We start from the raw sequence: 8293 nt of genomic DNA, 5'->3' as shown, positions 1-8293 counted from the left end.
TTCTTTATATCCGACTCAGGGTTTCGAAGCGCTCACCGTGAAAGCGCGAGGCTAACGAAGTGACGCACGAATGGGTGCGTACCTGTGCCGTTTCGGCGGCACCGACTCTGGGCCACGGATGCGGAGCACCATTGGTGAGTTCATCGAATAACACCTGAGCCACGTCGAAGTACTCGTACGTGCCACCACTGTGGAAGGCGACGACCAATGTTCGGCTTCCGGGGTGGTAGCCCATGGCACGGACGTTGCGGGATCTGATAGGAGTCAGATGCACGACGGATGTCGTCCTTAGTAGAGGACTTTGCCGCCCCGTGTCATGGTCAAGGACCCGGACCGGATATAGCGACCGAAACCGGGACTAATCTGCGCATGAGTACTTGAGAGAAATCCTCTCGTGACTGTTTCACGTTAGCCTGAGACTCCCCACAACCGTCGAGAGAAGCACCGCATGGATTTCGTTGTTCGGCCGGTCTCAACTCTGCCGACAGTGGCGGTAAGGGTGGTGGAGTCGAATAACTGGCGACTTCACGAGGGATATCCGGCGGTCGACTGGCTGCTGGTCGCTCACCTCAGTGCCCTCGTCGTCCAAGAACGAGCGAGCGACTGTGACTATGACGACTGGATGCAATGCGGGGATGAAGGCGGACTTTTCGGTCCAGATTTTCGTGCATGGGGAGAACTGTTTACTCAACCGCTGGAAATAGGGAGCGCAGGCACATGGGTGAACGGCCGGCACCGTGCCGCCCTGGTCGCAGAATCTGGAGCGCGCCACGTCGCTATAGCGGATCCCCGGTGGCGACCAAGCTGGACATGACCGGACTGCGAGATTCGCACCCGGACACTCCAATCCAGGGTCTCTCAGAAGTCGAGAATTATCTGTCTCACCCGGTATGGTGCAGACTGCCGTCAAATCTGAAGCAAAAACGCAGGGGATCCACTACGGCCGAAATCTTCGTCCGTTCCAGACTCGAAGCATTCCGTGATTTCGTGTTTGACAGCGGAATTATGTTCCTTCACGCGACCTGGGACCAGCCGTGCACTGCTTCTCGGATCGCCTCGGATCGGGAGACATGTTCCTGTTCTGCGCTCGCGTTCAACACTTCGAGCAGCATGTGGACTTTTGGCAGATCAGATTGTGTGCGTAATGCGAACAGTTGTACATATTATGATGTGTTTTGTACCTCTTGAGCAGAAGGCAATCGACTTGTCAGCACTGCCTGCTGTTGATCCGCAGTGGGAGCTAGTCAAAGGAAAAGAATGGTTCGAAGGAGAGCCATTGAAGACCCCGCCCGCGGATGCGTGGGCGGGGCGAAGCTGAACGCTGTGACGTCCGGAGGGCTCCAACGGAGCCCGTTCGTCAGCTCCTGACTTTCAGCGTTCAGGTACCTGTGAGGGCGCAAGACCGGTACTGCTGGCCGGGAACTCGTACCTTCTCCCGTAGCCACATTTCTGACCCAGCCTGGGGTGCGTGGTGCTCAGCCCTGTCGGTGTGATTTCCTCCAGGTCATCGATCGAGTCGCTCCGCCTCTTGGGCTGCCTGGAGCGATTGCTTCGCCAGGGTGCCAGCTACTGTGCAGATCCCGGCGAGGCGCCAAACCGGCGGGCGGTGTGTACATTCGCAGGTTTGCACCGTTGGCATTCCGACACCGATGCGCGGTGCTCTGCATAGGATCGGGTTTGGCGACCACTGTCGTTCACTCCACCAACTCGTCGAGGGCAGCGTCGCCGAGGCGCAGCAGAGCGACACTCCAACGGCTGGCGGGGTTCCGGACTTCGGTCGAATGCTCTGTATTCGGTTGCTCGAACTGGTCATGCCCAATTTGAAATGTAATCAGTCAGAACAATAAAAAACTAAGTCCGGCTCGCGCTTTCACGTCGACTGGGATTCTCTACTATTGCGGGACTTGACGAGTCCTGACTGGGCATTCCAGTCGAGGTAGGACTTCGCCCATGCTTCGATCGATTCCGGATCCAGTCGACGTTAGGTCCGATCTGCGGAATCGCTGGGGGGCAATCTCGAAGTTCGTAGGCCTCGATCTCCCCGCCATTATCCCGATGCGCTTGGTGGAAACGAGAGATAGGCGCAGCCAATCCGAACAGTCATAGGGTATCTGTCCGGTGCATCAATTCCCATCCCGGTGTTAAGCACCACTGATTTTAGACGGCCCACCAGCACCGCACGATGCCGGTGGGCCGTGCGTACCGCGACCTCACCACTCAGAACGGCACGCAGTACGTGACCCGCCGGCTCGGGATCGAGTGTCGCCCCGACGGGCCGTGCGCGCAGACGAGCAGTCAGTTCCCGTCGACGCGCAGTTTTGGTGCCTCGCCGGAATTGGCAGTGTGACTTGCGCTCCGGCGAGGCAGACGGCGCACCTTATGCGGAGGATCGCCGTCGTCGATCGACGCGCCTGGGTGAGAGTCGCATCGATCGGTTTGTGCACCACACCCCCGGTGTGGGGGCGGGAAATCTATGGTGCGTAAAAACACCGTACGTGATAAATCCAACGGGTACTAGTCATCGTGGGGTAACGGTTACTTGAGGCTTGAACCTTCGTCAATTAACTTGCAGGAGTTCGTCATACGAACAGAATTCAGTGGCCTCGGAGGCGTTTGCAGGAGAGCGTCAAGTGGCTGGGTTTCACAAACAACCTGGGTGGGGGTCAACCGTGTTGCTAGTTTTCGCAGGCGGCGCCGTGGTCGTAATGGCGGCGGGTTAGGTCCCACTTTTGATATGTGGTGGGTGCACTTCACCTTCACTGCCCCGGGCGGGAGGTCTCGAGCACTGGATGTGGAGGGGTATCTGTTCGGGCAAGGGAAAGGCAATGTACAAGCGCACCCGAACTATTAGCGCCGCGCAGCGGAGTCCTTGCTGACCCCTGCGCTCGAAAGTTGAAGGGGTGCCGCAGTTCAAGGGCTGGTCAGGTATATATGGGGCGTTTTGCTTCGATTCACGTAATAGCTACGGTTTCCTGGTGTAGTTGCACACAGTCGGGTCGTCCGCCACTGCCCGACTGTTCCAAATAGGAGGGCCCACCCCCGGCGAGTCGACAACCGGCTGGTGAGCCCTGCGTGGCTGAACTGACCACTCAGAATTGCCGCCGCAAGCAACAGTTTCCCCGCGTAAGGCTTCTTCAAACCCATTCCGAGTGAAGCCCCGGCGCCCCGTGCCCGGCGCTGTCATATGCCTGTTACCCCATCTAGCAGGCAATCTGCAGAAAACTGCTAGGAATATAGTCGAGCTACTCAAAACTTCAACGAAAGCCGGAACTGTGAACAGCGTGCATCCTCGAGTCGACGAGATCATCCAGCGCGTCATCAACGAGGAGCGCATTGCGCGCAGGAAATTCGGCAACGATGCTGAACTGACCGACGAGGCTGCCCAAACCGAGTTGGTCACCCCCGCCCGCTAGCCCGGCAAGGCTATGGCGATGGTTTCAGCGATGTAAGCCTATGCACGACAAAGCCACCAACCTCTTTGCGAGGTTTGTGGCTTTGCCGTTTGAAAAGGCGACCGACCGGCTCAGTACGCGGCGTTTGCTCCGTACTCGGCTTGCTCACTTGTGTAGCCTTCGAACTCCAACTGATCGATCAAACCGGCCTTGGAGAAAGACGTCATGGCGAGGTATTTTTTTGCACTCAGCACGGCCTGCTTGTTCCAATCCGCACCTAGGCTATCCACCGCATAGGTTGCATCTGCAGTCGAGAAGTCTTCGAACTCCAACTGTTCGATCAATCCGCTGCGAGAGAACGCGGTCATGTCGAGGTAACGCTTTGCGGACCGTGCCGCATTCTTTTGGCTTGCGCTGATCTGCGGCTGGGCAGGTTTGGGTGCAACAGTCGTCGTTGGCTTGGGCGCAACGGTCGTGGTTGGCTTGGGCGCCTGCGTAGGAATCTTCACGGGGGTGGTGACATCTACAGGCTTGACCGCGACTGGCTGACTGGTGGCGCTGGACGTAGCCGATGCAGCATTTTCTTTCTTGTCCTTGTCCCCACCGCCCGCGATCGCGGCAATCACAATGATCACAACCAGTGCGCCAACGATCCACGGCCACTTCCTTGCCTTCTTCTTGGCAGGCTCAGGCTGCTGGTAGCCGCCTGGAGGTGGACTGAAATGCCCTGACTGAGGCTGCCCATTGGATTGCTGTGGCCGTTGCTGGCCGTCGGGCTGATCAGGATTCTGTCCGGCAGGCTGGTTCGGATCCTGTGGGGGCTGCGTCATTGCGCTGTCCTTCTAGTCTTTGCTCACGCGTTACTCGGTGAGTGCCCGACAATCAAACCAGACAGACCGGTCGTCACATATATATCCGAGATTGCCCATTCTGGTTCTCGAACATGGGGTATGGGATTGACCGAGGGGGCTCCCAGCCAATGGGCACATGACGGGCCCCAACCATTCTCGATAGGGGTTTGTTGAAGATTGCGGGACTCACCGGCCAGTGGGTGCGAGCGCACTATGCCGGTGAGCTGTGCGCGCCGAACCGTGGCATCAGACGGTGTGCAGTTTGAGCGGCGACCTCGTGGCGAGCCGACAGCCGCAAGGCCAACCTTGCGATGCCTGGCCGCGTCAGAACAGTTCGCCGCACATAGGAGGTATCCAGTGCCGAGCGTGCCCAAACTCGATCGTTGGAGACGAGTCAGGAAGTGGGCAACATTGGCGGGGCAGTCACACTCTCCGAGTGGGAAGTGTCCGTCATCGGCGTGTCTTGATTCTCGCTGGGATCGAACCCCTCGGCGATGAGGGTGATGGTGAAGACGGAGACTCCGGTGGCTGCTGCGATTTTGGTGCGTAGGCGGGTGGGTTCGTGCTTGATGGGCAGGCTGGCGGCGATCGCGGGCATGTGACGTTCCTTATCGGGTTGTACTGGACGGTTCAACTTTCAGGCTCAATTAGTCGTCCATGATTCGATGTGATTCATTGCATGCGACAGCCTCCCGACGTAAAGGTTGGAGGTCGGACGTATTGATGCCGAGATGTACCGCACTGCCGGGTCGTACGCTGGACAGACGGATCAGTTTCGCACACAGGGAGTCTGGTCCAGCACGTACGTGGACCAGCGCTCCGCTCCCGGGGTTCTCCACGGCGGTGACCGAGGCCGGAGTTGGGCTCTACTACAGCACAGAGCGATAGATCCGGGTGAACACCGACGGTCACGCTCCGATCGACGACGACGCTGGCGGCCGAGATGGCAAGCGGCACCGACAAATCGTGCGCCTGCACGTACAGTTCACCCCTCGGCTGACCACGTCGGCCTCCGCGGCTAGCAGCGGCAGCTTCGGGCTGCATCGTTAAAGAGGTTCAGCGGCGGCACACCGAGGAAGCTGGCTACGAAGGTGGACCGCGGGGTGTCGTAGCGCTAGGTCGGAGTGCCTACCTGCTCCACGCGCCCGTCGTTCATCAGCATGATTCGAGAAGCTATCGTCATGGCCCAGCCCTGTTATGGATGTCATACAAAAAATGTGGTGCCGATCAGGCGGTGCAGTTCGATGAGCTCGGTACGCGTCGCACGCAGTTTCGCTGCCGGATTAGACAGGGGTTCATCCATCAGGAACGCACCCGTATCTCGAACCATGGCTCGTGCCAACGCAACTCGCTGACGCTGGCCACCGGACAGTTCGGCTGGACACCGTTCCAGCAGCGGGGTCAGACTGAGGATCGACGCCACGTCCGTGGCACTGTCAGGGACGGATCGTCGCGAGTGTCTACGAGTGAGCAACGGAAATCCGATGTTTTTGGCGACGGTCAGATGCGGGTGCAGCGCATAACTCTGAAAGACCATTGCAAGACCTCGTTGACGGGGGATATCGAGGTGATGTCGTTGTCGTCGAGCACAATCTGTCCCGACGTCGGCGGGTCAGCCCGAGCACCATACGGAGGAGGGTGGACTTGCCGCATCTGCTCGGCCCGAGAAGGACCATGATTCGCCGTCGGCGATATCGGGACCCGCGTCGTGAATTGCATGGGCGGTGCCGAATTTCTTCGACACCGATCCGAACGGTATTCGACTCGCTATGTATCTCCTTGCCGTGCATATGATCGGCGGAGACATGGCAACACGCCGTTGCGTACTCAAGCTGAATACCAGTTGCCGGAATCCCGCGCTAGGGGCAATACGGAAGCGGGGACCTGGGCCGAGAGGATCTTCGGCTGCGCTCGATCGACGCCACGCGAACGCCGGTAATCCTTGATCCCGGCGTCTGTCTAGCCAGGATGGGCGAAGACTGTCGCTGTCCATCGAAAGTGGCCGTGTCCTAGAGTAATTCGCGTTCCGAGTTTACGACCTTCGAGTGACTTCGGGTAGGGCCATCGCCCAAACCGACATTTCTCCGAGCGGTCTGAACTTCGACGGCGCACCCCCATGTGGGTGATCTGCGCAGTGGCGTTCATCGTGTACCTCGACACTAGCGTTGCTCGGGTGGCGATTCCGGCCACCGCAAAACGGCTGGGCGGGCTTACGACATGGTCATCCTGCACACTTTCGTCTCCGACGAGACCGTTGTGCTGTCGGTACAACCGGTTCGTGCTGCAGTCGAACGGGCGGGCCGCGACTCGAACAGCGTGAAGGTCTGGGCCGTGCTTTGTCACCCTGTGCGGCGAGATCGACGAGCAGACGATTCTGAATAAAACCTTTGGTCGTATAGCTACCTACCTGCAGGTAGGTGGCGACATGCTGGTCTCGACAAATCGACGGGGTCCACCCCGACTCGAAGCATTCCGTGATTTTGTGTTTGAGGGCGGATTGGTGTTCCTTCACGTGACCTGGGTTCAGTCGCACACTGCTTCTTGGAGCGTCTCGGATCGGGAGGATATTCCTGTTCTGCGCTCGCCTTCAACACTTCGAGCAGCGTGTGGACTTTGGCAGATCAGGGCGTGTCCGCGATGCGAACACTTGTGCATATTGTGAACAACTCAGTAGACTGATGATCGTCCAAACTCGGAAATATCCTTCCGGCCGAGTTCGTCATGAAACGGATAGGGCAAATGACCGATTCGTACGTGTATTCCGCTGTGCGCACCCCGTTCGGCAAGCTCAATGGCATCTACGCGGGCGTCCGCCCAGATGACCTGGCGGTTGCGGCATTAAAGGGCGTACTGGACAAGGTGCCAGTATTCGATTCCGCCGCGATTGACGACGTGGTCTGGGGAAGTGCCAATGGTGCGGGCGAAGAGAACCGCAATGTGGCACGGATGGCAGTACTTTTAGCTGGTCTACCCACGAGTATTCCCGGTACTACGATCAATCGGCTGTGTGGGTCAAGTCTGGACGCAATCATGTCAGCTTCGCGGATGGTCGAAACAGGTGACGCCGATGTAGTTATTGCTGGGGGCGTCGAATCGATGACTCGGGCGCCGTGGGTGCTACCGAAACCCTCACGCGCATTCCCCACCTCAGATACCACTGCCGTCTCAACTACCCTAGGGTGGCGGTTGATCAACAAGCGTATGCCGAAGGAATGGACAGTCTCACTCGGTGAATGCAATGAGCAGCTATCCGCACACTTCTCGATATCACGTCAACGACAAGACTCATTCGCAGTGAGATCTCATCGTCTGGCAGATGCCGCGTGGGCGAGTGGGTTTTATGACGATCTCGTAGTCTCGGTGGATGGGGTCGTGCGTGCCCGCGATGAGAGCATTCGCCCCGACACAACGATCGACAAACTCGCTGCGCTGCCCACAGTGTTTCGCCCGGACGGGACGATAACTGCCGGAAACGCGTCCCCGCTTAACGATGGCGCGTCCGCATTGATCATCGGTTCAACGGCGGCGTCGACCATCCTGGGACAAGATCCCTTGGCGCGCATCGCCGGACGCGGAATCAACGCTCTAGAGCCGCAGATGTTCGGCTTCGCTCCAGTCGTAGCCGCTGAGCGTGCACTAAGAAAGGCCGGAATTGGCTGGGATGACGTCAGTGCTGTCGAACTGAATGAAGCTTTCGCTGCGCAATCCATTGCGTGCGCAGATGCGTGGAGAATCGATCCTGACATTATCAACACCCGAGGTGGGGCCATCGCCATCGGACATCCACTGGGGGCCTCGGGCGGCCGCCTAGTCGGAACGCTTGCACATGTACTCCGAGAGCAAAACCGACGGTGGGGCGTGGCTGCGATATGCATCGGTGTAGGCCAAGCGCTCGCGATGGTGTTGGAGAATCCTCAAGCTAAACAATAGGACCCGCCGACTAAGTGTATGAGGCGCGGACGTTGGTGACGCGGTGCCGGCGGTAAGCGGCGGGTGGTCGTCCTCCGCGTGTTGAATGCGGTCGGTGGTAATTGTAGTGAACATTCCAGA

At 58.6% G+C, this 8293-nt stretch carries 6 protein-coding genes and 2 pseudogenes; 2 read left to right on the top strand and 6 right to left on the bottom strand.

Features of this window, described 5'->3' with window-relative positions; genetic code table 11:
* Nucleotides 1-4 precede the first annotated feature (4 nt).
* The gene (locus tag H7C86_RS38145; protein ID WP_182263445.1) at nt 5-274 is read right to left on the bottom strand and encodes a KTSC domain-containing protein; all 270 of its coding nucleotides are present in this window, start codon (nt 272-274) and stop codon (nt 5-7) included.
* A 739-nt stretch (nt 275-1013) separates the two neighbouring features.
* A pseudogene (locus tag H7C86_RS36140) lies at nt 1014-1109 on the bottom strand (ribbon-helix-helix protein, CopG family); the annotation flags it as partial.
* A 2172-nt stretch (nt 1110-3281) separates the two neighbouring features.
* On the opposite strand from H7C86_RS36140, the gene H7C86_RS37810 reads away from it, so the two are divergent.
* Entirely contained in the window at nt 3282-3413 is a 132-nt protein-coding gene (locus H7C86_RS37810) for a hypothetical protein (RefSeq protein ID WP_259349433.1), read from the top strand.
* Between the two features lie 110 nt (nt 3414-3523).
* On the opposite strand, the gene H7C86_RS36135 is transcribed toward H7C86_RS37810, so the two are convergent.
* The 3 genes from H7C86_RS36135 to H7C86_RS37805 all read right to left on the bottom strand — a co-directional run bounded on the left by H7C86_RS36135 (nt 3524) and on the right by H7C86_RS37805 (nt 5804).
* Complete coding sequence (locus H7C86_RS36135) at nt 3524-4222, bottom strand: Ltp family lipoprotein (protein ID WP_182263443.1); 699 nt, start codon at nt 4220-4222, stop codon at nt 3524-3526.
* A 415-nt stretch (nt 4223-4637) separates the two neighbouring features.
* Nucleotides 4638-4841, bottom strand: coding sequence for a hypothetical protein (locus H7C86_RS36130; protein WP_182263442.1), 204 nt, complete (start codon nt 4839-4841; stop codon nt 4638-4640).
* Between the two features lie 606 nt (nt 4842-5447).
* Entirely contained in the window at nt 5448-5804 is a 357-nt protein-coding gene (locus H7C86_RS37805) for an ATP-binding cassette domain-containing protein (RefSeq protein WP_397517297.1), read from the bottom strand.
* Nucleotides 5805-6982: 1178 nt separating this feature from the next.
* Between H7C86_RS37805 and H7C86_RS36115 the strand changes: the two genes are divergently transcribed.
* On the top strand, nt 6983-8173 hold the full coding sequence (locus H7C86_RS36115) for a thiolase family protein (RefSeq protein ID WP_182263440.1): 1191 nt from the start codon (nt 6983-6985) through the stop codon (nt 8171-8173).
* Nucleotides 8174-8183: 10 nt separating this feature from the next.
* Here H7C86_RS36115 and H7C86_RS37795 read toward each other — a convergent pair.
* Nucleotides 8184-8293 (bottom strand): annotated as a pseudogene (locus H7C86_RS37795) (IS481 family transposase); the annotation flags it as partial.

The sequence above is a fragment of the Rhodococcus sp. UFZ-B548 genome (assembly GCF_903819475.1).
In the GTDB taxonomy this organism is placed as follows: Bacteria; Actinomycetota; Actinomycetes; order Mycobacteriales; family Mycobacteriaceae; genus Rhodococcus_F; species Rhodococcus_F erythropolis.
This window is presented reverse-complemented; position numbering and strand designations above follow the sequence as displayed.